The sequence below is a fragment of the Amycolatopsis silviterrae genome (genome assembly GCF_042684085.1).
In the GTDB taxonomy this organism is placed as follows: Bacteria; Actinomycetota; Actinomycetes; order Mycobacteriales; family Pseudonocardiaceae; genus Amycolatopsis; species Amycolatopsis silviterrae.
On sequence record NZ_JBHUKS010000008.1, the window covers coordinates 96,440 to 120,273 of the forward strand.

19 protein-coding genes and 1 pseudogene are annotated in these 23,834 nt (G+C 69.5%); 16 read left to right on the top strand and 4 right to left on the bottom strand.

From position 1 onward, the window contains the following. Window positions 1-3: 3 nt before the first annotated feature. Window positions 4-1,182 (bottom strand): globin domain-containing protein, encoded by a 1,179-nt coding sequence (locus ACFSVL_RS12400; RefSeq protein ID WP_378304252.1) that lies wholly within the window; start codon window positions 1,180-1,182, stop codon window positions 4-6. Between the two features lie 345 nt (window positions 1,183-1,527). Between ACFSVL_RS12400 and ACFSVL_RS12405 the strand changes: the two genes are divergently transcribed. The 4 genes from ACFSVL_RS12405 (at window position 1,528) to clpB (ending at window position 8,189) form a co-directional block, all read left to right on the top strand. Beyond that, window positions 1,528-2,016: a MarR family winged helix-turn-helix transcriptional regulator gene (locus ACFSVL_RS12405; protein WP_378303579.1), complete on the top strand. Its 489-nt coding sequence runs from the start codon at window positions 1,528-1,530 to the stop codon at window positions 2,014-2,016. A 38-nt stretch (window positions 2,017-2,054) separates the two neighbouring features. Further along, entirely contained in the window at window positions 2,055-4,175 is a 2,121-nt protein-coding gene (locus ACFSVL_RS12410; protein WP_378304254.1) for an MFS transporter, read from the top strand. Window positions 4,176-4,313: 138 nt separating this feature from the next. Further along, window positions 4,314-5,501, top strand: coding sequence for an MFS transporter (locus tag ACFSVL_RS12415; RefSeq protein ID WP_378303580.1), 1,188 nt, complete (start codon window positions 4,314-4,316; stop codon window positions 5,499-5,501). Between the two features lie 93 nt (window positions 5,502-5,594). Further along, the gene (clpB, locus tag ACFSVL_RS12420) at window positions 5,595-8,189 is read left to right on the top strand and encodes an ATP-dependent chaperone ClpB (RefSeq protein ID WP_378303582.1); all 2,595 of its coding nucleotides are present in this window, start codon (window positions 5,595-5,597) and stop codon (window positions 8,187-8,189) included. Window positions 8,190-8,452: 263 nt separating this feature from the next. Here clpB and ACFSVL_RS12425 read toward each other — a convergent pair. Next, a pseudogene (locus tag ACFSVL_RS12425) lies at window positions 8,453-9,133 on the bottom strand (hypothetical protein); the annotation flags it as partial. 282 nt (window positions 9,134-9,415) lie between these two features. Here ACFSVL_RS12425 and ACFSVL_RS12430 point away from each other — a divergent pair. Continuing rightward, entirely contained in the window at window positions 9,416-10,564 is a 1,149-nt protein-coding gene (locus tag ACFSVL_RS12430; protein WP_378303584.1) for a glycoside hydrolase family 88/105 protein, read from the top strand. A gap of 57 nt (window positions 10,565-10,621) precedes the next feature. On the opposite strand, the gene ACFSVL_RS12435 is transcribed toward ACFSVL_RS12430, so the two are convergent. Further along, window positions 10,622-13,804, bottom strand: a complete 3,183-nt coding sequence (locus ACFSVL_RS12435) for an arabinosyltransferase domain-containing protein (RefSeq protein WP_378303586.1) — start codon at window positions 13,802-13,804, stop codon at window positions 10,622-10,624. 240 nt (window positions 13,805-14,044) lie between these two features. After that, a complete protein-coding gene (locus ACFSVL_RS12440; protein ID WP_378303587.1) occupies window positions 14,045-14,914 on the bottom strand; it encodes a hypothetical protein in 870 nt (289 codons plus the stop codon). 61 nt (window positions 14,915-14,975) lie between these two features. On the opposite strand from ACFSVL_RS12440, the gene ACFSVL_RS12445 reads away from it, so the two are divergent. The 11 genes from ACFSVL_RS12445 (at window position 14,976) to ACFSVL_RS12495 (ending at window position 23,217) form a co-directional block, all read left to right on the top strand. Further along, window positions 14,976-15,743, top strand: coding sequence for an SDR family NAD(P)-dependent oxidoreductase (locus ACFSVL_RS12445; protein WP_378303589.1), 768 nt, complete (start codon window positions 14,976-14,978; stop codon window positions 15,741-15,743). Between the two features lie 78 nt (window positions 15,744-15,821). Next, window positions 15,822-16,568, top strand: a complete 747-nt coding sequence (locus ACFSVL_RS12450) for an ABC transporter ATP-binding protein (protein ID WP_378303591.1) — start codon at window positions 15,822-15,824, stop codon at window positions 16,566-16,568. Next, a complete protein-coding gene (locus ACFSVL_RS12455) occupies window positions 16,568-19,006 on the top strand; it encodes an ABC transporter permease (RefSeq protein ID WP_378303592.1) in 2,439 nt (812 codons plus the stop codon). Before ACFSVL_RS12450 ends, ACFSVL_RS12455 begins: the two co-directional genes overlap by 1 nt. A gap of 40 nt (window positions 19,007-19,046) precedes the next feature. Continuing rightward, window positions 19,047-19,610, top strand: a complete 564-nt coding sequence (gene pyrE, locus ACFSVL_RS12460) for an orotate phosphoribosyltransferase (RefSeq protein WP_378303594.1) — start codon at window positions 19,047-19,049, stop codon at window positions 19,608-19,610. A gap of 92 nt (window positions 19,611-19,702) precedes the next feature. After that, window positions 19,703-20,257, top strand: a complete 555-nt coding sequence (locus ACFSVL_RS12465; RefSeq protein ID WP_378303596.1) for an RNA polymerase sigma factor — start codon at window positions 19,703-19,705, stop codon at window positions 20,255-20,257. Further along, window positions 20,248-20,805: an Asp23/Gls24 family envelope stress response protein gene (locus ACFSVL_RS12470; protein WP_378303598.1), complete on the top strand. Its 558-nt coding sequence runs from the start codon at window positions 20,248-20,250 to the stop codon at window positions 20,803-20,805. Before ACFSVL_RS12465 ends, ACFSVL_RS12470 begins: the two co-directional genes overlap by 10 nt. Further along, complete coding sequence (locus ACFSVL_RS12475) at window positions 20,802-21,164, top strand: Asp23/Gls24 family envelope stress response protein (RefSeq protein ID WP_378303600.1); 363 nt, start codon at window positions 20,802-20,804, stop codon at window positions 21,162-21,164. Before ACFSVL_RS12470 ends, ACFSVL_RS12475 begins: the two co-directional genes overlap by 4 nt. Then, window positions 21,161-21,463: a hypothetical protein gene (locus tag ACFSVL_RS12480; RefSeq protein WP_378303601.1), complete on the top strand. Its 303-nt coding sequence runs from the start codon at window positions 21,161-21,163 to the stop codon at window positions 21,461-21,463. The genes ACFSVL_RS12475 and ACFSVL_RS12480 overlap by 4 nt, the downstream gene beginning before the upstream one ends. 62 nt (window positions 21,464-21,525) lie before the next feature. After that, entirely contained in the window at window positions 21,526-21,798 is a 273-nt protein-coding gene (locus ACFSVL_RS12485; protein ID WP_378303603.1) for a hypothetical protein, read from the top strand. A 344-nt stretch (window positions 21,799-22,142) separates the two neighbouring features. Next, a complete protein-coding gene (locus tag ACFSVL_RS12490; RefSeq protein WP_378303605.1) occupies window positions 22,143-22,541 on the top strand; it encodes a DUF2784 domain-containing protein in 399 nt (132 codons plus the stop codon). A gap of 16 nt (window positions 22,542-22,557) precedes the next feature. Continuing rightward, window positions 22,558-23,217 carry a TrmH family RNA methyltransferase gene (locus ACFSVL_RS12495; RefSeq protein ID WP_378303607.1) on the top strand — a complete coding sequence of 220 codons (660 nt, stop codon included), beginning with the start codon at window positions 22,558-22,560 and terminating at the stop codon, window positions 23,215-23,217. The last annotated feature ends 617 nt before the right edge of the window (window positions 23,218-23,834 follow it).

Consider the following 23,834-nt stretch of genomic DNA (forward strand, 5'->3'; position numbering starts at 1 on the left):
GGTTCAGTCCGCCGTGAACGGGTCGTGTTGGATCTGGTCCAGCGCGCTTCCGGCGACCAGCATCCGGGACACCGTCGCGCGGATCATCGCGGGCGAACCGGACACCAGGATGTCGTGGTCCGGCCACGCGCCGTACCGCGTGACCGCCTCGGCGAGGGTGCCGTGTTCGCAGCCGGGCAGGTGGTCGCCGCGTTCGACGACCGGGGTGATGGTGAGCCACGGGTTGGTCGCCGCGAGCGCGCGCAGTTCTTCGAGGTCGTAGAGGTCTTCGCGGGTCGGCCCGCCGTAGAACAGCCGGGTCTTCGGGTTTTCGCCCCACAGCGCGAGGTGGTCGAGGATCGCCCGCAGCGGCGCGACCCCGGTGCCGCCCGCGACCATGAGCACGCCGCGCGACTGTTCGCGGTTGACGGTCATCCGGCCCAGCGGCGGGCCGAGCCGCCAGACGTCGCCCGCCTGCGTGTGGCTCACGATCGCCCGCGACACCCAGCCGCCGTCGACCGCGCGCACGTGGAACTCGATGCCGCCGTCCTCGCGCGGCGCGTTCGCCGGCGACAGATACCGCCACAGCCGCGGCCGCTGCGGCACCTCGACGCTCATGTACTGGCCCGGCGAGTACGGCACTGGCTGGTCCGGGATCACCCGCACCAGCGCGAGATCCCAGGTGAGCCGCCGGTGCTCGACCACGGTGGCCGACCACGACGCCGGGTTCTCGTCCGCCGCCGCGGCCTCCTGCATCGCGCGCGCGACGATGGTGAACGCCTCCGCCCACGCGCGCTCGACCTCTGGCGTCCACTCCGGGCCGAGGTGGTTCTTCAACGCGGCCAGCAGCGCGGTGCCGACGGCCTCGTAATGCTTGGGGGCCACGCCGAACTTGCGGTGGTCGCGGCCGAGCTGGCGCAGGAACGGCAGCAGGTCGTCCGGCCGGTCCACCATCTGCACGACGCGGGCCAGCGCGCGGATGATCCGCCCGCCCTGCACTTCCATGTTGATCGGGAAGAAATCGCGCGTGGCCGGCGCGAGGGTGAAGAGCATCCCGTAGAAGAACTGCGAAATCTCCGGCGCGTACGGCTCCGATTTGGCCCAGGTGTCGCGGATGAGCCGCACCATCGCGACGACGGCCGCGGGCGCCTGCCGGGGCGCGGCGGACGTGCGCGGGAGCGGGCTGATCGAATCGGCTGTCATCGGGCTGTCGTCGTTCATGGGTCGGGACCGGAGGCCGGGGGGCTGGGAGGGGATGGTCACGAGAGCAGGGCGGCCGCGGTTGTCGGATTCGGCTCGCGCGTCCGCGCGGGGGAATTCGCCACTCCTGCTCCTCGTTGTCCTTGGACGTGCTCGCCGCGTCGGCATCGCGGGACGTCTGGTCCGCAGAGTAGCCGCACTGAGGCGGATTGCCCGCATCGTTGCTCCGGTCGGGTTACCGGCCGGTCGGGACGTGGGGCAGCTCACCGATTAGATAGTTGCCCTACGCAACCTTCAGCTTCTAAACTTGTAGAATACAAGCAAGTGGGCACGGGCCCAGGAGGAACCATGAGCGTCGGCGACGATGTGCGGCTCGAACTGCTGCGGGAGCTGAAGGCGTCCGCCCAGCTCCAGCACCTGTGGATCATGCAGGCGTGGCAGAGCGAGCCGGGGCTGCACCCGGCCTCGGCGATGCTGCTGTCCGACCTCGCCAAGCACGGCGAGGCACGCCCGTCCGAGGTCGCCAAGCGCAGGCTCGTCGACCTGTCGGTGATCAGCAGGCAGATCGCCCAGTTGCAGGCCGCCGGGCTGATCCAGCGCCGCCCCGCCCCCGAGGACGGGCGCGCATCGCTGATCAGCGTGTCCGAGGCCGGTCTCGCCCAGCTCGAACTGTGGCGCAAGAAGTATCTCGAGTTCTTCGAGACGGCATTGGGCGGATGGGACGAGACCCGGATCGAGGGCCTCACCTCCCAGCTCGCCGAACTGAACGAAGGTCTGCGCGCGACGCTCGGCCCGTCCGGGTACTGCGCCGGCCAGGCCCCGCACGCGGGAAAGTGAAGTAGCGAATAGTGGAAACCACCGCATCCGGGCAGCCGATGGAGCACCGGGAGATCCTCAAGGCCTTCACCGGGCTGCTGCTGGCCCTGCTCGTGGCGTTGCTGTCGTCGACCATCGTGTCCAACGCGCTGCCGACGATCCTCGCCGACCTGCACGGTTCGCAAAGCGAGTACACCTGGGTCGTCACCGCGACCCTGCTGACCTCGACCGCCACCACCCCGATCTGGGGCAAGCTCTCCGACCTGTTCAGCAAGAAACTGCTGTACCAGATCGCGATCGTCGTCTTCACCGTCGGTTCGGCGCTGGGCGGGATCGCGCAGTCGATGCCCGAGCTGATCACCTACCGCGCGTTGCAGGGCATCGGGCTCGGCGGGCTGCAGGCGCTGATCCAGGTCGTGATCGCGGCGATGATCGCGCCGCGCGACCGGGGCCGCTACACCGGTTACACCGGCGCGGTGTTCGCCGTCGCGACCGTGTCCGGCCCGTTGATCGGCGGGCTGATCGTGGACTCGCCGCTCGGCTGGCGCTGGTGTTTCTGGGTGTGCGTGCCGCTGGCCGTGGTCGCGTTCATCGTGCTCGGCCGGACGCTGAAGCTGCCGGTGCTCAAGCGCAAGGTGCGGATCGACTGGCTGGGCGCGACCCTGCTGGTCGGCGGCGTCGCGCTGCTGCTGATCTGGGTTTCGCTCGCGGGCGGCAGCTTCGGCTGGGTTTCGTGGTCGAGCGCGGCGTACGTCGGCGGGGCGATTGTCGCGCTGGCGCTGGCGGTTCTCGTCGAATCCCGGGTCGCGGAGCCGGTGGTTCCGCTGCGGCTCTTCCGCAACCGCACCTTCACGCTGTCGGTGCTCGCCTCGCTGGCGGTCGGCACCGCGATGTTCGGCGGTTCGGTCTTCCTCGGCCAGTACTACCAAATCGCCCGCGGGTTCTCGCCGACGCACGCCGGTCTGATGACGCTGCCGATGGTGCTGGGCCTCGCGGTCGCGTCCACCGGAGCCGGACAGGTCATCTCCCGGACCGGGCGCACCAAGCCGTTCATGGTCGCCGGCGGGGTTTCCCTGCTGGCCGGGCTGTTCCTGCTGTCGACGGTGGACCACGCGACGAACCTGACGCTGATGGGCGTCTACCTCGCGCTGGTCGGCCTCGGGCTGGGCTTCCTGATGCAGAACCTGGTTTTGGTAGTCCAAAACACGGTCGCGATGAAGGACATCGGTTCGTCGTCCTCGGTCGTCACGTTCTTCCGGTCACTCGGCGGCGCGGCGGGCGTGTCCGCGCTCGGTGCGGTGCTGTCCGCCCGGGTGGCCACGAACATCGCGAACTCCCTGTCGCAGATGGGCATTCACAGTGGCGGTGCGGTTTCCGGTGGTGGCGGCACGTTCGCCATCGGGTCGCTCCCGCCGGCGCTGCAGCCGGTAGTGCGCGGGGCCTTCGGCGACGCGACCGGCACGGTGTTCTTTGTCGCGGGCTGCATCGCCGTGGTCACCTTCCTCGCGGTGCTGTTCATCAAGGAGGTGCCGCTGCGCCGGACGCTCGACGCGGACACTCCGGCACCGACTGCGGCTGCCGTCTCGGTCGAGGCAGTCGCTGTTGCCGAAGCTCCGGTCGAGGTGACCACCGTGCTGCGCGGCCGGGTTCTCGACGCGAGCGGTCAGCCAGTGTCCGGTGTCGTGCTCACGCTCACCGACATGGCGGGGCGTCAGGTCGACGTCGGCCGTACGGGACGTACCGGTGCGTACGAACTGTCGGCGGACACCGTGGGCGAGCATGTGCTTCTCGCGACAGCGGGTTCGACGCGGCCCGCGGTGTCGACAGTGCGACTTAACGGCAATGCGCGTTGGCACGACTTGCTGTTGGACAGTCAGGGTGCGATCTCGGGCCGTGTACGCGTGGCCGGTCGGCATGCCGCAGTGGCTGGAGCGGTGCTGACGCTGACCGATCGTCTGGGCATTGTCACTGCAACGTACATTGCAAGCGGCGATGGCACGTACCGATTCACGGGAATCGAACCGGGCGCCTACACGCTCACTGTGTCGGCTTACGGATATACGCCACATGCGGAACCGATGATGGTTGGGGACGGTGCGGCGGCACAGCACGATGTCGAGTTGAGCGAGGCTGCCGAGCGAGAGTTCGTTAGGCACCAAGGAACACTCAGCGTCGACTAAAGGGGCTCGTGAGTGTTTGTCGCGGTTAGAACCGCGATAGACACTCACGAGCTTTCTACTGGGAGTGGCATTTGCCGCCAAGCGATGCGCCCTCCCGGCCCTGCCTCGTCCCCCTTCCCCAGAGGTAGCGTCGAATAGGTGACGCGAAGCAGGGTCGCGATGTTGCTGGCAATGGGGATCGACAACTTCGGTTCCGGACTTTTCCTTCCGCTCGCGCTGCTTTACGTGACGAGAGTGATCGGTGTCCCGCTCGTCGAAGCAGGCACGGCGGTCACTTTGGGCACCACGGCAGGGCTTCTCATGCCGCCGCTGGCCGGACGGCTGGTGGACCGCGCTGGCCCGCGAACCGGAGTTCTTGCGGCGCAACTGTTGCAGGCTGCCGGAATCAGCGCGTATCTGTTCGCGCACGGCATCGGCGGCGTTGTCGTGGCCGCCATCATGCTTGGTGCCGGGCAACAATTGTTCTACAGCTGCCTGTTCGCGCTCATCTCCGAGGTCGCCGGAGACGTGCCGAAGGACCGGCCGTTCGCCGAAGTCGGGATGGTGCGCGCGGGCGGCTTCGGGCTCGGCGGGCTGATGTCGTCCGTGCTGCTCACCTGGTTCGGCGATCGCGGCTACGGGATCGCGCTCGTCGTGGACGTCCTCACTTTCCTGGCCGCGGCGGGCATCGTCGCGGCGTTCATCCCTCCCGGCCGCCGGTTCGCCCCCGTGGCCCGCGTCCGCAGCGGCGTGCTGCGCAACCGCCCGTACCTGATGTTGATCCTGCTGAGCGGCCTGTTCGGGCTGTCGCTCGACTTCTTCCTCATCGGCACCCCGGTGTTCGTGCTCGACCGGCTGCACGCGCCGACCTGGCTGCCCGGCGCGATCCTGTTCCTGCTGACCGTGCTGACCAGCGCCGGCGGCACGGTCGCGCTGCGGCTCACGCGCGGGCTCAGCCGGATCAGCGCGATGCGGGCCGGGTCCGCGCTGTTCGCCGCGTGGTGCCTGGCGAGCGTCGGCGTGCTGCTGGTGCCGAAGAGCTGGCAAGTGCCGTACCTGCTGGCCGCCACGCTCGTGTTCGCCGCCGGTGACCTGGTCTTCGGCCCACGCTCCGGCGCGCTCGCCGAGGCCGCCGCGCCTGCCGAAGCGAAGGGCCGTTACCTCGCCGCGTTCCAATACGCGTTCACTGTGGCTCAGGTGCTCGCTCCAGCGATCGTGTCGTTGTTTTCCGTGGCGGCGTGGTTACCCTGGGTTTTGGTCGGGGGTTGCGCTTGCCTCGCCGCGCTCGGGCTCGGCAGGCTGGGACCGAGGCTGCCCGCGGCCGCGGTGGCACCAATTCAGAGTTGAGCGGAACAGACTCAACTTTGCTGACGTTATACCTGTCGACGGGCCTTGGTCGGGCCTGTCACCAGGTATTTCCACGAACGCATGAGGTGAGGGATGGACGCTTTCAACCCGACCACGAAGACCCAGCAGGCGATCTCGTCCGCGGCGCAGGCGGCCACCGTGGCCGGCAACCCGCACGTGTCGGCCGCCCATCTGCTGGGCGCCCTGCTGGCGCAGGGTGACGGGACCACCGCACCGCTGCTGACCGCGGTCGGGGCGGACCCGGAGACGGTGCACAAGGAACTCGAGCCGATCATCAACGGGCTGCCGTCGGCGACCGGTGCGACCGTGTCGACCCCGCAGTTCGACACGCCCGCGGTCAAGTCGCTCACGCAGGCGCAGAAGCTCGCCACCGAACTCGGCGACGAGTACGTGTCGACCGAGCACCTGCTCGTCGGCCTCGCCACCGAAGGCGCTCAGGTCGCGGACCTGCTCAAGCGGCACGGCGCCACGCCGGACGCGCTGCGCGAGGCGTTCGCGAAGGTGCGCGGGTCGGCCCGGATCACCAGCGCGGATCCCGAAAGCACGTTCAAGGCGCTGGAGAAGTACGGCGTCGACCTGACCGAGCGGGCGCGCGCGGGCGAGCTTGACCCGGTCATCGGCCGGGACACCGAGATCCGCCGCGTCGTGCAGGTGCTTTCCCGGCGCACCAAGAACAATCCGGTGCTGATCGGCGAACCGGGCGTCGGCAAGACGGCGATCGTCGAGGGGCTCGCCCAGCGGATCGTCGCGGGCGACGTGCCGGAATCGTTGCGCGGCAAGCGAGTCGTCGCACTCGACCTCGGGTCGATGGTCGCCGGCGCGAAGTTCCGCGGCGAGTTCGAAGAGCGGTTGAAGGCGGTCCTCAAGGAGATCACTGACTCCGCGGGCGAGGTCATCACGTTCATCGACGAGCTGCACACCATCGTCGGCGCGGGCGCGACCGGCGAGGGCGCGATGGACGCGGGCAACATGATCAAGCCGATGCTGGCCCGCGGTGAGCTGCGGATGGTCGGCGCGACCACGCTCGACGAGTACCGCCAGCACATCGAAAAGGACCCGGCGCTGGAACGTCGTTTCCAGCAGGTGCTGGTCGGCGAGCCGTCGCCGGAGGACACCATCGCGATCCTGCGCGGGCTGAAGGAGCGGTACGAGGTGCACCACGGGGTCCGGATCACGGACGCCGCACTGGTCGCCGCCGCGACGCTGTCGGACCGCTACATCACCGCGAGGTTCTTGCCGGACAAGGCGATCGACCTGGTCGACGAGGCCGCGTCGAAGATCCGCATGGAGATCGACTCGCGTCCGGTGGAGATCGACGAGGTCGAGCGAGCCGTGCGGCGCATGGAGATCGAGGAGATGGCACTGTCCAAGGAGGACGATGCTGCCTCTCTCGAACGGCTCACCGCACTGCGTGCCGAACTGGCCGAGAAGCGCGAGGAACTCACCGCTCTGACCGCTCGTTGGCAGAACGAGAAGGGATCGATCGAGACCGTCCGTGACCTGAAGGAACAGCTGGAGCAGCTGCGCGGCGAATCGGAACGCGCCGAGCGCGATGGTGACCTCGGCAAGGCCGCCGAGCTGCGCTATGGCCGGATTCCGGTGCTGGAGAAGGAGTTCGAGGCCGCGATGGCCGCGAACGAGGCCAGCAAGCAGAACGTCATGCTGAAGGAAGAGGTGGGCGCGGACGACGTCGCCGACGTGGTCAGCGCGTGGACCGGCATCCCCGCCGGACGGCTGCTGGAAGGCGAGACGGGCAAGCTGCTCCGGATGGAGGAGGAGCTGAACCGCCGCGTCATCGGCCAGGACCAAGCGGTCCAGGTCGTCGCGGACGCCGTCCGCCGGGCACGGGCTGGAGTCGCTGACCCGGACCGGCCGACGGGTTCGTTCCTGTTCCTCGGCCCGACCGGCGTCGGCAAGACCGAGCTGGCGAAGGCGCTGGCGGAGTTCTTGTTCGACGACGAGCGCGCGATGCAGCGCATCGACATGAGCGAGTACTCCGAGAAGCACTCGGTGGCCCGCCTCGTCGGTGCCCCTCCGGGCTACGTCGGCTACGACCAGGGCGGCCAGCTCACGGAGGCCGTCCGGCGCCGCCCGTACACGGTGGTGCTGCTGGACGAGGTAGAAAAGGCGCACCCGGACGTGTTCGACGTGCTCCTGCAGGTCCTCGACGACGGCAGGCTGACCGACGGCCAGGGACGGACGGTGGACTTCCGCAACACCATCCTGATCCTGACGTCGAACCTCGGCTCGCAGGCCATCGCCGACCCAGCCCTCGACGAACGCCAGCGCCGGGACGCGGTGATGGAGGTCGTGCAACGCCAGTTCAAGCCGGAGTTCCTGAACCGGCTGGACGACATCGTGGTGTTCCACGCGCTCGGTACGGAGCAGCTGACGTCCATTGTGGACATCCAGGTCGCGCGGCTCGCGAAGCGCCTCGCCCAGCGCCGTCTGCACCTCGAGGTGACCGACGGTGCGCGGGAGTGGCTGGCGCTGAACGGGTTCGACCCGATCTACGGTGCGCGTCCACTGCGTCGGCTGGTGCAGTCGGCGATTGGGGACCAGCTGGCTAAGCAGCTGCTGTCGGGTGAGGTCCGGGATGGGGACACCGTGCGGGTGGACCTGCCGGAGCTGGAGACCGGAGACACGCTGAAGGTGTCGCGGGTCTGACGCTCGCCCGTCCCGCCAAAACGAAACCGCCCGGCCGCTGGAAACGCGGCCGGGCGGTTTTCACATCAAGAGGAGGCGTCCTCAGGCCGATCCGATTCCACCGGCCGAGGCGGCGGAACCTCACCCCGGCCAGGCGGTGTCCGCGGCGCGGGCGGCGAAGGCTGCCGCTCCGTCATCCGGGTGTCCGCCGGAGAAGGAGCCGTCGTGTCCACCGCGCGAGTATCGACCGGCCGCGTCGCCTGAGTATCCGCCGGCGAAGGCGCCTGGGTCCCCGCGGCAGGCGTCCAGGACCGGTTCGAGTCGTAGTCCTCGTCGAACGGGTCCACGATGTCCGCGATCTCGCCCAGATCCCGCAGCAACCGCTCCAGCCGCGACGGCCCGGCCCCCGGCACCACACTCGCCAGGACCCACTCGTTCTCCAGCCAGGCCACCCCGACGTCGCCGCCGAGCTGGTCAGCCGCGTCCACCAGGTCCTGGGTGATGACCTGGCGCGCCCCCTCGGAGTCGTCCGCGAAGGCGTAGCGCTGGCCGATCGGCCCGAGCATCTCCGGCATGTTCTCGCGCTGGAACGGCACGCTCGACAGCCACATCTCGACCGGCACCCGGTGCGTCTTGTTGCAGCGCACAGCCACGACCACCGCGGGCACCTGGCCCTGGGACTCGATGTCGAAGATGAACACCGGACGGCGGCCGTCGGAGGTGAAGGTGGAGCCCGCGACGACGTTCACCGCCGCGTCGGCGCCGAAGTAGCCGATCGCGCCCCCCGACCACTGCCGGGGCAGCCGTTCGTCCTCTTCCACGAACTGCCACCCGCGCAACTGGGCCCAGCGCTGCCGTTCACGGTTGCGCGAGCCTTCCCTGGCCCGGTCCGCGAAGAGCAGGCCAAGCCCCGCCACCAGCGCGACGGCGGCGATGACGAACCAGATCCACGCCGAGATACCCACGCCGGTCAGGGTATCGCTGCCGAGCCCCGCTCCCGGGACGGCCGCACCGTGTCGGCGCGCCCCGTTTGGCCGGAACCGGGCAGGTCAGGTCGACAAATCGGCTAATCGCCGGGTTCAGGTGTCCATTCCGGACCGGTTCCCGCTGACCGAGGGCCCGGCTGCGCCTATCCAGCGAAACCAGCGGACATCCCCGGACAGGATCCTTGCCGGACCGGTCCGCGGCCGGGTAGAGGTCGTTCGACACCCTTTCCCGCCGCCGCCGACAGCAGGAAGGACACCGGCATGTCCGTGTCGAGAAGATCGGTACTGGCTGGGACCGCGGCGACGCTCGGGGCGCTCGCGCTGCCCGGGACCGCGGCGGCACTGCGGGCGCGCGACTGGTCCCGCGCCGTCATCGACTCCACCATGAAGCGCTACACCCCGGCGTCTATCGGCGGCTGGAGCTACCCGCTCGGCCTCTACCTCTACGGTCAGTACCTCTTCTACCGCCGCACCAAGGAACGCAAATACCTCGACTACGTCGTCGCCTGGTACGACCGGTTCATCACCGACGACGGCATCTCCAACGGCTTCACCAGCCTTGACTCGATGCGCGCCGGCCAGATGCTTCCGTTGCTGTACAACGAAACCGGCAACGCCAAGTACCGCAAAGCCGCCGACCAGCTCCGCAAGCGCTTCGAGACCTACCCGCGCACCAGCGACGGCGGGATGTGGCACGCGGTCAGCCGCAAGGGCCAGCTGTGGGGCGACGGGGTGTACATGGCGCAGCCGTTCCTCGCGTTGTACGGCAAGGTTTTCCACGATCCGAAGTACTGCTACGAGGAGTCGGCCAAGAACTTGTCCGTCTACTTCGGACACCTGAAGGAGCCCGCGAAGGGCCTGATCTACCACGCCTACGACGAAAGCGGCACCCAGCCGTGGGCGACCGGGCCGGGCAAACACTCCAGCTTCCACTGGGCCCGCGCGATCGGCTGGTTCGGGATGGCGGCGATCGACATCCTGGAGGTACTGCCCGCCGACCATCCCCGACGGCCGGAGCTGATCGAGATCGTCAGGTTCCTCGCGGACGGCTACCGCCGGTATCAGGATCCGCGGACCGGCCGGTGGTATCAGGTGGTCGACCACGGCGGGGACGCCGGAAACTGGCTGGAGACGTCCGCGTCGTCGATGTACGCGTTCACCGTCTCCCGGGCGATCGAGCGCGGCTACCTGCCTGCTTCCTACGCCCCGGTCGCGCAGCGCGGGTACGCCGGGGTGCTGCAGAAGGTGTCCGTCGGCGCCGATGGGCTGACGAACATCGCCGATATTTGCGAGGGCACGAACGTCGGCGACCTGAAGTTCTACTTCGCGCGGAAGCGGCTGACCAACGACTTCCACGGGCTCGGCGCGTTCTTGATCATGAACGAGCAGTTCACCCGATACCGCTGCTGACCGTCCGTGAAGGGAACCCTGGGGGAATCAGATTCCGCCAGGGTTCCCCTCACGGACTTATGACTCGCCAGTCGGGTTGGCGGGCTTGGCCAAGGGGCCTGGAGACCACAGGCCGGAGTGCGTAACCGACTGCTGGTGCAGCGCCGCCGAAGCAGGCAATGCGTTCGTAACCTCAGGCGTCACCTCGTATAGCGATCCCCAGTCCCGGTCGACGTCGCCTTCCAGGTACGTCGGCAACGTCTCCATCTTGGTCGCCGGATCCATCCACACGAACGGCCCGCCGCCCGCGGGCGAGGACCAGTAGTGGCCGACCGTCCGGAGGTCGTCGCCAGCGCTGATCCGGTACTTCGGCACCTCGGCGATCCCGTTGTGGATCGACGACGGCCGCAAGCACGGGTGCTGCGCCGCGGCGGCCCATTCCAGGAACACCGGGTCCTTCCCGACCACGTCGGTCATCTTCGCGATCTTCGGCGCCCGCGGCGCGCTGAACGCGAACCAGCCGTCACTGCCGAGACCGCGGCCCTTCGCCACGATCCGCACCTGGTCCGCGCCCGCGGGCACACTGACCCGCGCGTCCCGCCACTCGGTGTTCTTCTTCTTGGCTTCGAGCTTGTCGCGGCTGAGCACCTCGAACCCGCCGGGGGTGTTCTTGCCGAATTCGGCGGTCAGCGAGTTCGGGTCCTCGGCCTTGCCCACGAGGGAAACCACGATCGGCACCGAGCCGTCGCGCGCCCGTTCCGGGATCGAGTACCACTGGGTGCGCAGGTCGCCCGCGCCGTCGCCGGACTGGTGGTAGCTGCCCCAGATCGGCGCGCCGTCCTTGCCGAAGCCGTACGGCGGATTCCACTTGTCTTCCTTCGGCACTCCGCCGTTGGTCACGAAGCCCTGCTGGGTGCTGGTGAGCCAGTCGTTCGGGCTGGTCCGCGCGTCGGTGGGGGGCTGCCAGCCGGGCGCGGCGGTCTGCGGCTGCTGCGGCGCGGCTTCGAGAAGCCCGGCCTTCGGTTCGCGCTCGACCTTGATGTAGTCGGACAGCCCGCAGCTCTGCCCGGCCAGCTGGCGGATGTTGTCCGCCCCCATGTTGTAGGTGTCCCAGCGCTTCTGGATGCCCTTGGCGATGCTGCCGATCTCGAACAGCACGAGGATCGCGCACACCGTCGACAGCGGCGCGAGCCCGAGCCGCAGCGCCCGGCCGCGGTTTTCCAGGTCGGACTTCGCCACCGGGGCGGGCGGCACGAACGGTTCGTGCTCGTTGTGCTTCATGTGCTCGATCGCCGCGATCGCCAGCGCGACCGCCGCCGCGACCAGCGCCATCGTGCTCAGCTTGATGCCGAACACCTGCGGCGGCAGGTCGAACCACGGCACACCCCACGCCGAGACGTACCACCAAGCGTTCGGCCCGGTGGAGGCCAGCGCGACGATCACCATCAGCCCGGCGAAGAACGCCGCTCGGTTACGGCGCGACAGCAGCACAGTCGTACTGGTCGACAACGCGGTGAGCGCGGCGAGCGGTCCGCCGACCGCGACGAGCATGCCGAAGTGGTGCGTGTGCTTGGTCGGAGCCACCGCGAGGACCACAAAGGACAGTGCGCTGATGCCGAGCAGCCGGCGGCTCGGGCCGAGCGCCGCGCCGCGGATGTTGCCGCGCCGCAGCAGCACGACCGCACACGTCGCCAGGCAGAGGAAGATCAGCAGCACCGGGAACCGGCGCGTCATGGAGCCGTCCGGGCCGTTGCTGAACAGCATCGAGTACCGGTCCAGCTCGTCGTACCAGGAACCGGTCGGCCCGAGCGACGACCGCAGCCGCACCGATTCGAGCGCGCCGCGCAGGGTCTGGTCGCAGAAGATCAGCGCGAGGATCACCAGCCCGGCGGCGGCGATCGGCGCGAGCACCGGCACCCAGCCGAACTGACGGGCGTGCCGCAGCACGATCTTCGCCAGCGGTTTCAGCCCGACCACGAACGGCAGCACGGCCATCAGCCCGTGCGGATTGACCGCGACACACAGCGCCGCGACGGTCAGCCCGATCGCCGCCGGGCCGAGCCGCCGGGTCGCCACCGCGCGTTCGACCGTGCAGATCGTGATCAGCGACAGCAGCGCGACGATGTTTTCCGGGCGCAGGCCGTTGTCGTAAGGCAGCCAGAACGCGAGGAAGACCGCGCCCGCCGCCCAGCCGGCCGCGCTGCTGGTCCGCACCTGCTTGCCGAGCCGGGGCAGCACGCCGCGGCTGATCAGCATCCAGCAGGCGACGCCCATCAGCAGCGACGGCAGCCGCATCCACGGGGTGAGCGAACTGACCTTGGCCATCGCCGCGTAGACATCGACGAACCACGCCATCGGCGCGTCCGGCGCGGCGAACCATCGGTAGTACTCGCCGACGTATCCGGCGTCGCCGCGGATGCGCGCCATGGTCGTGAAGTAGCCGTCGTCGGCGGTCATCGCGCCGATCAGCCACCAGACGACGAGCGTGCCGAGCACGGCGACGTCCAGGAATTTCAGCTTCCACCAGCCCCGCGCGGCGAACCGGGGCGCGCGGCGGCCGGAGAGCCGGTCCAGGCGGTACAGCGCGAGCACCGCGCCGATGAAGCAGAGCACCGACAGCACGATCGCGGCGAGCTTGATGCCGGTCGCGGTGCTGGCCCAGCGGTTGTCGACCTGCGCGGAAACGGAAAGACCCTGCGTGGAGTCCTGATTGGTGAGGTCTGAGTAGAAGCCGGTGAGCTGCGGGCGGCGGTCGTCGGTGGAGTCGGCCAGCCGGGTCCCGCCGACGGACGCGGTGGTGTGCTTCGGGTCGGTGTGCACGGTGATCGTGCAGTCGCCCTCGCCGATCGACGCCGCGCCGAGCTGCTGTCCCTGTGAGGAAAGCGTGAGCTTGCCGTCGCCGACCTGCAGGGCCATGCCGGTGACGACGCCGATGCCGGAGTTGGGCGGGTTCGTGCTGAACAGCACGGCACTGCCGTCGGTACGAGCGTCCAGCGCCCGCGCGGTCGCGCACGGGACCTTCGCGTCGAGCGAGATCGGTGCCTGCGCGGTCAGCGGGGCGGTCACCGCTCTGGTGCCCTGGGCGGTCGGCCAGTCGAGGGTGGTTTGCTCAAGCGTGACGGGCAGGAACGGGACAGCGATCGCGAGGATCGCTCCGGCGATTCCGAAAACCGCAGCGAGCAACCGCGCCCGACGCCCGGCTTTGCTTGTGCCGGTAGCTATCGGCGCCTTTTCGGCGGCTACGGATTCGAGGTCGACCACGCCCCGCAGGTTATCCAAGCGGAAACGGGCCTCCCGCTGGGGACTCTCCCGGGGGCGGCCCCACCTGGTCGAGCCGGGATTCCCGCCGCGAATAACCACGGTGGGTAAAGGAAACCCGGCCCTCCTTACGGCGAACGGGTGAAGCTGACTGGCCCGCGACGGCTCGTCTCGCGGGCGGTTTCACGATCCGGGAACGGTCCGGACTCGGTTTCCGGAACCGGACTCGCCGAGGCCGTGAACTTAGCCGGGCGAGAAGGTGAACGGCGGCCCGGAAACTGTCCATCCGTTGTCGATGACCGGATTGCCCAGCACCTCGGTACGCACGTGCTGGCTCCGCGTAACCGGAACACCCACAGTAGAAGCAGTGCTCGCCCGAGCGGCCGCGATGTCCGCCGCCGACAGTTCGCCGTGGAAGCGGTCGGTGCGCTCGGCGGTCGACTGGCTGGTGGCCGCCAGCGCGTGTACCGGGCCGAGGTCGCCGGACACGCTGTGCCGCTCGGTGGACTCCAGCCGCGTCACGTCGAGCGTGCCGGTGAACTGGCCGAGCACGCTTTCGTCCGAGTTCGCGACCACCGAGCCCACCGGGCCGAGGTCGACCGCGTCGGCCGAGGTGCGTTCGACGCGGGTGCCGCTCATCAGGTCGCCGGAGAACCGGCCGGCCAGACCAGTTTCGGCACCGGTCTTGCTGCTGGACAGCGCGTCGACGCCTTGGGGCAGCTGGACGCCGTGCCGCATCGACTGGTCCAGACCGCCGACGTGCGCGTCGTCGAACGGCCGCGTGTGGTGCACGTCGAGGTCGTTACCGGTGAACGCGCGGCCCGGCTCGCCGAGGCGCAGGTCGTGCGTCTGGGACTGGCCTGCGGTGTCCGAGGTGAGGGTCTGGTGCAGCTTCGACGCGGCGGACGCCGGCAGGTCGCGCGTCGCGATCGTCTCGTCGCGGTCGAGCTGGAGGTCGGAGGAGGAACCGTGCTGGTGCAGGTCGAGCGGCAATCCCCCGCGCGGGGTGTCCGCCAGCGCCGAAGCCGGGCCGGCGAGCAGTAGAGCGAGGGGCGCCGCACCGGCGGCCATCCGGGGCAGATATCCGGGCGTCCGCTTGGTGTGCTTGCCCATGCGCCGGACCATACTGCGCCACCAGCGCAAACGCAGCTGAAAAACGGGTAGCTTCACCCACATGACCACCACCGCCATGATCACCGGAGCCACCGCGGGCATCGGCGCGGAATTCGCGCGCCGGCTCGCCGCCGAGAAGCACGCCCTCATCCTGGTGGCCAGGAACGAGGAACGGCTGACCGCGCAGGCCGGGCAGTTGCGTGCGCAGTACGGCGTCGAGGTGACCGTGCTGCCCGCCGATCTGTCCGAAGTGGACGGCCGGAGCCGGGTCGCCGAGCTGCTCGAAACCCAGCCGGTCGACCTGCTGGTCAACAACGCCGGCTTCGGGCTGAGCGGCGAGTTCTGGGAGATTCCGGCCGACGAGCTGCAGCGCCAGCTCGACGTCAACGTGACCGCCGTCCTGCAGCTGACCAGGGCGGCGCTGCCGGGCATGGTCGAACGCAAGCACGGTGCCGTCATTAATGTCAGCAGCGTCGCTGGCTTCTTCTCTGGACGAGGCTCGACGTATACCGCCAGCAAGAACTGGGTCACGTCGTTCACCGAGGGCATCGCGATGTCGCTCCCGGCGGGCGTGCGGATGATGGCGCTGTGCCCCGGCTTCACCTACACCGAGTTCCACGAGCGCGCTGGCCTGCGGCGAGAGGGTCCGAAGGCGTTCTGGCTCGACGTGGCCCAGGTGGTCGACGAAGCGCTCGCCGACCTGCGCCGCGGCAAGGTGATCTCGGTGCCGAGCTTGCAGTACAAAGCCCTGGTCGGTCTCGGCGGACTGCTGCCGCGCCCGGTGCTGCGCAAGCTTGCCGGCGGGTTCGGCAACCGCCGCCGCACCTGAGGGGTAGGGACAGCCCTACCCCGTCCCGGCAGGTGTGCCCCAGGGTGTTTTCCCCCGACAGCCCATAGCGTTTTCCCCATGGCGACTGGGGAAGCGGTGCGGCTCGAATCCGTCCGCAAGGAGTACGGCCGGGTCACGGCACTGGACGGGGTGAGCCTGTCCTTTCCGCGCGGCGGGTTCACCGCGGTGATGGGCCCGTCGGGCTCGGGCAAGAGCACGTTCCTGCACTGCGCGGCCGGACTCGACCGGCCGACCAGCGGTTCGGTGCTGCTCGACGACCAGGACCTGGGCAAACTCTCCGAGACCCAGCTGACGAAACTGCGCCGGGACAAGGTCGGGTTCGTCTTCCAGGCGTTCAACCTGCTGCCCGCGCTGACCGTCGAGCAGAACGTGGTGCTGCCGCTGCGGCTGGCCGGTCGCCGGCCGGACCGCCGCCGGGTCGCCGAGATGCTCGCGCACGTCGGCCTGAGCGACCGCCGCAAGCACCTGCCGGGCCAGTTGTCCGGCGGCCAGCAGCAGCGGGTGGCGATCGCCCGCGCGCTGGTCAGCCGCCCGGCCGTGCTGTTCGCGGACGAGCCGACCGGTGCGCTCGATACCCGCACAGCCGGGGAAATCCTTGGCCTGCTTTCGGAATCGGTGCGCGGCGGGCTGACCGTCGTGATGGTGACGCACGATCCGGTCGCCGCGTCTTACGCGGACCGGGTGGTCTTCCTCGCGGACGGCCGCGTCGCCGGTGAGCTGCTCCGGCCGACCGCCACGGCGGTCGCGGAACGCATGACGCACCTCGGCGCTTGGGCCGACCGGATGCCGGTGGGCGGGTTCTGATGTTCAGCCTTGCCTTGCGCACCTTGCGTTTCCGCACCGGCGGGTTCATCGCCGCGTTCGTGGCCGCTTTCCTCGGCGCGGTGATCGTGTCCGCGTGCGCCGGTCTGATGGAGACCGGAATCCGGTCCGCCACGCCGCCGCACCGGCTGGCCTGGGCGTCGGCCGTCGTTGCCGGACAACAGGATTTCGAGCTTCAGAAGCATTCCGACAAGCCCAAGACGCAGTCGGTCTCGCTGTCCGAGCGGGTCCGGCTGGACCGCTCGCTCGCGGACCAGATCCGGGCCACTCCCGGAGTGTCCACAGTGGTCGGTGAGGTGAACTTCCCGGTATCGCTGGGAAAACGTCCGCTGACCGCACACGGCTGGGAGTCCGCTCGACTCCCGGGCCCTGCTCCGCGTGCCAACGAGGTGGTGCTGCCCGCCGCTGCTGGCGTGTCGGCTGGTGCCACGGTTGACCTTGCGGTGCAGGGCACGATGCGCCAGTACCGAGTCGCGCGGACGACCGATCAACCGGACGCGTTCTTCGCCGACGACGTGGCCGACCAGCTCTCCGGGCACCCCGGCAAGGTCGACTATTTCGGTGTGGTCACTGACAATCCCGCCGCTTTGGACCTGGGTTCGAGCGTTTCCGTGCTGACTGGGGATGAGCGCGGACTCGCCGAATTTCCGGAGGCGCAAGCGAGCGGCGGCCGGCTGATCCCGTTGTCCGGGGTCGCGGGCGGACTGTCCATTTCGGTCGCGGTGTTCGTCATCGCGAGCACGCTGATGCTGTCGGTGCGCCAGCGGCAGCGGGAATTGGCTCTGCTGCGCGCGATCGGCACGACGCCGCGGCAGCTGCGTCGCATGGTGCTCGGCGAAGCGCTGGTCATCGGCGTGCTCGCGACCGGAGTCGCGGCCGCGCTGGGCCCGGTGTTCGGCCGATGGCTGTTCGGACAGTTCACCTCCGGTGGCTTCATTTCGCCCACCGTGCAGTTCCACCAGGGCTGGATCCCGATGATCATCGCGGCGGGCGCGACCCTGCTCGCGGTCGGGATTTCCGCGCTGGTCGCCGGATTCCGGGTCGGTCGCATCCGGCCGACCGAGGCGCTGGCCGAAGCTTCGGTGCCGCGCCGCTGGCTGACGCCGGTGCGGCTGATCGTGGCCATCCTGTGCTTCGGCGGCGGGACCGCGCTGGGCATCGTCACGCTCGCGGTCATGACGGGACCCATCGCGGCGAGCACGTCGGGTCCGGCGGTGATGCTGTGGGCGATCGGCGTCGCGATGATCAGCCCGGGCGTCACGAAGCTGACCGCGATCGTGTTGCAGGGTCCGTTGCGCCTGATCAGCGGCGTCACCGGCTGGCTGGCGATCACCAACACGCGCAACGCGGCCACCCGGGTGGCCGGCGCGGTCACGCCGATCATGCTCGCCGTCGGCATCGCGACCGCCAACATCTACCTGCAGACCACGACCTCCGCCGCTTCGGCGCAAGCCTTCTCCGAAGACCTCCGCGCCGACGCGGTCGTCGCTGGCCCGACCGGAGTTTCTCCCGAGGCGATCGACCGCGTCCGGCACGCGGACGGCGTCGCCGCGGTCTCGACGTACGTGAGCAGCCGGGCGTTCATCACCGCGCCGTTCGACGAGAACCAGACCAAGAAGGGCTACCCGGCACTCGGCCTCACCGACCCGACGACCACCGCCGCCACCGTCGTCCGCGGCAACCTCGCCGACCTCACCGGCGACACGATCGCGCTGCCGGATACCGCCGAGGTGTCCCGGTCGGTCGGCGATTCCGTCACGCTCCGTCTCGGCGACGGGACCGACCGGACCCTTCGCATCGTCGCGATCGTGAACCAGCGAGCCGAGGCCGAACAGCTCCTACTGCCGGCTGACCTACTCGCCGCACACACCACCGCCGGCCTCCCGAAGCAGGTGCTCGTCCGAGCCGCCCCCGGTGTCGACCAGGCCCGTCTGACCCGCGGCCTGACCGCCGCGACCGCCGGTCTCCCGGTGTCCGTCGGCGACCGGAACACACTGGCCGCCGCGAACGCCAAGGCCGACGAGACCGGTGCGTGGGTGAACTACCTGCTGGTCGGCATGATCGTCGGCTACACGGTGATCTCCGTGGTGAACACCCTGGTCATGGCCACTTCACGGCGGCGGCGGGAGTTCGGCCTGCAGCGGCTCGGCGGCTTCACCCGCGGCCAGGTGCTGCGGATGGCCGCGGGCGAGGGCGGCCTGATCGCGGTGATCGGCGTCCTGCTGGGCACCGTGGTGTCGGCCGGCGCGATCGTGCCGTTCTGCCTCGTCGCGACCGGCCGGGTGCTTCCGGACGGGCCAGTGTCGATCTACCTGGTGATCGTCGCGACCGCGGTCGCGCTCGCGCTGATCGCCGCCGTCCTCCCGGCATGGGTGGCGACGCGGACGCGTCCGGTGACCGCCGTCGCGACCGGGGAGTGACGCGCGGAAGTTGTCGGTGGCGTGTGTAAGACTCTCGGCCGTGGCGTACCCCGGGTTGGATCAAACTGCGAAACTCGAACTGGCCAGGCTGGTCGGCGAACTGGCCGTCGTGCACGGCAAGGTCACCTTGGCCTCGGGCAAAGAAGCCGATTACTACGTCGACCTCCGGCGGGCGACCCTGCAGCACGCGGCCGCCCCGCTCATCGGCAAGCTGCTGCGGCAGCTCACCGCTGACTGGGACTACGTCGCGGTAGGCGGGCTCACCCTCGGCGCGGACCCGGTGGCGCTGGCGATGCTGCACTCCGCCGCGGCCGAGGGCGTCGTGCTCGACGCGTTCGTCGTCCGCAAGGCGATCAAGGAGCACGGGATGCAGCGCCGGATTGAGGGCGTGGAGGTGCGCGGGCAGCGGGTGCTGGCCGTCGAGGACACCTCCACCACCGGCGGCAGCGTGCTCACCGCGGTCGAGGCGCTGCGCGAGGGCGGGGCCACCGTCGTCGGCGTGGCCACGGTCGTCGACCGCGACACCGGCGCGCGGGAAGCCATCGAGAAGGCCGGGCTCGAGTACCGGTACCTGCTGGGCAAGGACGACCTCGGGCTCAGCTGAGGGTCCAACCGAGCGAGAGTGAGCACAGTCACTCACAATGCGTGCGTGACGAATGCCCGCCCCGCGGTGTCCCCCTGACGGAAGGGGGTGCCGTGACCACGACCAGTGTCCCGCTCGACGACGCCACCCTCGTCAGCCGTGCACGAGACGGCGACGTGCGCGCGTACGAGCAGCTCGTGCTGCGTTATCAGGGCCAGATGTTCCGGCTCGCCCTGAAAATGCTGCACCACCGCGGCGACGCCGAGGACGTAGTGCAAGAAGCGTTCCTCGGCGCGTGGCGGAAGCTCGCGCAGCTGAACGACGACAACGCGTTCGTCGGCTGGCTGTACCGCGGAACCACTAACCGCTGCCTCAACGTGATCCGGGCGCGCCGCCCGCAGGCCGACGTCGACCTCGACCTGGCCGAATCGCCCCGGCGCGACACCCAGCCCGAACACGCGGCGCAGGTCAGCGGTCAGCTCGCGGCGCTCGACGAGGCGCTTTTGACGCTCACCCCGCAGCAGCGGGCGTGCTGGCTGCTGCGTGAGGTGCACGGCCGGTCGTACGACGAGATCAGCGAGATCGTCGGCGCGAACCCCACCGCGGTCCGGGGGCGCATCGCCCGGGCCCGTGCGCAGCTGGCGGAGGTGATGAAGCCGTGGAGGTGAACCAGGACTACGAATTGCCGTGCGGCCGGGAACTGGAGACGGTCTGGGAGCACCTGGACGAAACCGACGACCACCAGGCGGAGTGCGTCCACTGCCGCACCGCGCGGGAAAGCCTGCTGGCCCTGCGCTCGGCGACCCAGGAGCTGATCGACGAGCCCGACCCGACGCCGCCGGACCTGGTCGGCCGGATCATGTCGGCCGTCCGCGCCGAGGTGCGTCGCGGCCAGATGCTGGACCTCGCCGCGGCCGAACCGGGCTCCGTCGAGGTAAGCGAACAAGCCGTCGCCGTCGTGCTCCGCTACGCGGCGGACTCCGCCGGCGACGTCCGCGCCCGCCGGGTGCGGGTGCGCAAGGTCGGCGTCGACCCCTCGGGCACCGCTCAGGTCGAAGTAGAACTCACCCTCACGACGCGTCTGGGGAACACCAGCGGCGCGGACACGTTGGCCCGCGTACGAGAACTGGTGTCCGCCGCCGCGACCTCGCGGGTGGGTATTTCGTTGGTCAGCCTGGATCTGCTGGTGGAAGACGTATACGAGGACGGGGAATGACCGCCGAATACGTGATCGCCGCCCCGGTGATCGCGAGCGTCGCCGCCCGGGCGGCCGCCGAAACCGCCGGAGTCGTGCGCTTGGAACCCGGCCTGCTCGGCTTGGCGACCGCCTGGACCCGTGCCGCCCGGCAACGATGGAAGGGCCTGGAACCGGCCCCCGCCGACGGCGTCCGGGTCCGCACCCACGAAGACCGCCTGACGGTCGAGGTGGACGTGATCATCTCGGGAGCCGACCAAGCCGCCGCTGTAGGCCGCGCCGTGCAGCGAGCGGTATTCCGGGAAGTCCTCGCGCAGACCGGCCGCTCCGTGGACGCCGTCCGAGTGTCCATTTTGGACATCGAAATGGAGCGGCAGTGACCGACCCGCGTTCGCTCGCCGGAAGACTCGCCGACGCCCTGTCGACGGTAGACGGCCTCCGTCCCGCGACGAGCGCCGCCGCGGAGATCAGCTGGCTCCCGACCGATCCCGCTGGTGGGTCGGTAGATCTGACCGCGGAGTCGGTTGAGGTCCGGGTGGTGGCCTTGCGGCTGCCGCTGCCGCCGTTGCTGTCGGCTGCCGAGGATCGAGTACGTGAAGTGCTTGACGGGACGGAGTGGTCGGGTGCGCGTATCCGCCTGGTGGTGACGGACATCGACGGGGCCGCGTTCACTGGCTGAACGCACTCTGCGACTTTCCCGCGCCGGTATCGTCGGCTTCGACCCACGGGACGGGAGTGCGGATGATCCGGATCCAGGTGACTAACAAGGACGACAAGCCCCGGAGCTGGAACGTCGAGCCCTATGGCGACGAAGTCGTTCTCAGTGTTGATGACGTGCTCTCGATCGAGTTCGCGCACCCCGCTGACGTGGCCTTTGAAGTGACCCTCTACCCGGACTCCGAGGTCGTCTGGACGACGGTGGGCCCCGACGGCACGGCCCTGCTGCCCGATGACCTCAAGCTCAACGCGGTCACCCTCTGGCCGGGCTCCGGCGGCACGGGCTCGCCGGACTGACGGGCCGAAGCCGGCCGACCTGGTGGAAAAGCTGTCGCTGCCGGTGCCGTCGCTGGTGATCTGCTCGGCCCGGTTCGCTTTCGTGTTTGTCAACCGCTTTTCCACCCGCTTTCTCCGACGATTCGCTCGCTGTCCGCGTGCACGGAACGAAGTCATTTACGCCGCGTTAGGTCTCTCGTGGCGGACTTGTCCGGCCGGTCTCCTACCCGGAGTGATCGCTCCGCTACCTGCTGGGTGAACCGTTGCTCCGGTGGGTCGAACATCACATCGGGTCCCCCTATTTCCCGCTCCCGGTGCGGTAAATCGGAGTAACGTCGCTGGTAGGTGCACTGAAGGGGGCGAAGGTGGACACGACGGTCGCGCATGTTCTCGCAGACGTCACCGTGGCGGTGCACATCCTCGCCCTGCTCTTCATCGGCTTCGGCGGCTTCCTCGCGTGGCGGTGGCCGAAGGTCATTTTCGTGCACATTTTCTTCGCGGTGTGGGGTGTGCTGGTCAATGTCACGCCGATTCCGTGCCCGCTCACCGCGCTGGAGGATTTCTTCCGGCATCAGCAGGGCCTCGGCGATCTGCCCGGCGGGTTCAACGCGTATTACCTCTATGGCACGGTGATCCCGCGCTCGCTGCTGCCGGTGGTGGTGGCCGTGGCGCTGGCGGTGCTGGTGATCTCGTACCTCGGCGCGTATCTGCGCTGGCGGCACCGCCACGACGACAGTCCGGCGCACGGCGTCAGCCTCGGCTGAGCGACAATCGTCCTTCGTGACGACGGAACAACCCGAAGCGGGTCCCACCGAGTGGGTGAACCGCGAGGAGGTCGGCGTCGGTCCTTGGCCAGGCACCTGGCCAACCGACCCGCGCTACGACCCCGAACTCCTGACCAACGGCGACCGCCGCAACGTGGTCGACGCCTACCGCTACTGGCGCCGCGAGGCAATCGTGTCCGATGTGGACACCCGGCGGCACCCGTTCCACGTCGCGATCGAGAACTTCCAGCACGACCACAACATCGGCACGGTCGTCCGCACGGCGAACGCCTTCGCGGCCGCGGAGGTACACATAGTCGGCCGCCGCCGCTGGAACCGCCGGGGTGCCATGGTCACGGACCGCTACCAGCACCTCCGCCACCACGAGGATGTCGCAAGCCTGCTGGACTTCGCCACGGCCGGGGGCTTGACCGTGGTGGCTGTCGACAACACCCCCGGTGCCGAGCCGGTGGAAACCGCGGTGCTGCCCCGGGAGTGCCTGCTGCTGTTCGGCCAGGAAGGCCCCGGCCTGTCCGAAGCAGCCCAGACCGACTCGGCGAAAGTGGTATCCATCGCCCAGTTCGGCACAACAAGGTCGATTAATGCGGGCGTCGCGGCCGGCATCGTGATGCACGCGTGGATTCGTCAGCATGCGGACTTGGCCAAGGCCTGGTGACCGTGCCTCGCGGTGGGGGTCGTGAGTGGCTATGCCGGTTCTAGCCGGGATAAACACTCACGACCCCCGCCCCGACGCCAGCCGGACAGTTCTCCGGAGACGCGCCTCCGGAGTTCGTTTGTCCGGCCGGGAAGTGTCGTGGAGAGGCAAGTTTCCCACCGTGCAGGCAGAATCGACCTATGACCGCCGATTCCGCCGAGCCCGCTGATTCCGCTGCGCACAGGGACTCTGCCGCGCGCGGCGATGCGACAGACTCCGCTGCTCACGCCGCGGCAGCTGAGCGGCCCGAGGCCGCGGAACAGCCCAAGGCCGCCGGGCGGGCCGAGGCTGTGGCGCGGCCCGAGACGTCCGAGCGGGCCACGGCAGTTGAGCGGCCTGAGCCGTCTGGGCCAGCCGAAGCTGGGCGGCCCGAGTCGGTTGGGCAAGCCGTGGTGGCTGAGCGACCCGAGACGACTGGGCGTTCCGCGCCAGTCGAGCGCGCGGCAGCCGCCGGGCGTGCCGCACCAGCCGCCCGCACCTCGCCAGTCGCCCCTGCCGAGGCAGTTGAGCGCACCGCAGCAGCCACCGCTGCTGAGGCAGCCGAGCGGGCCACGGCAGCTGACCGTGCCACCCCCGCC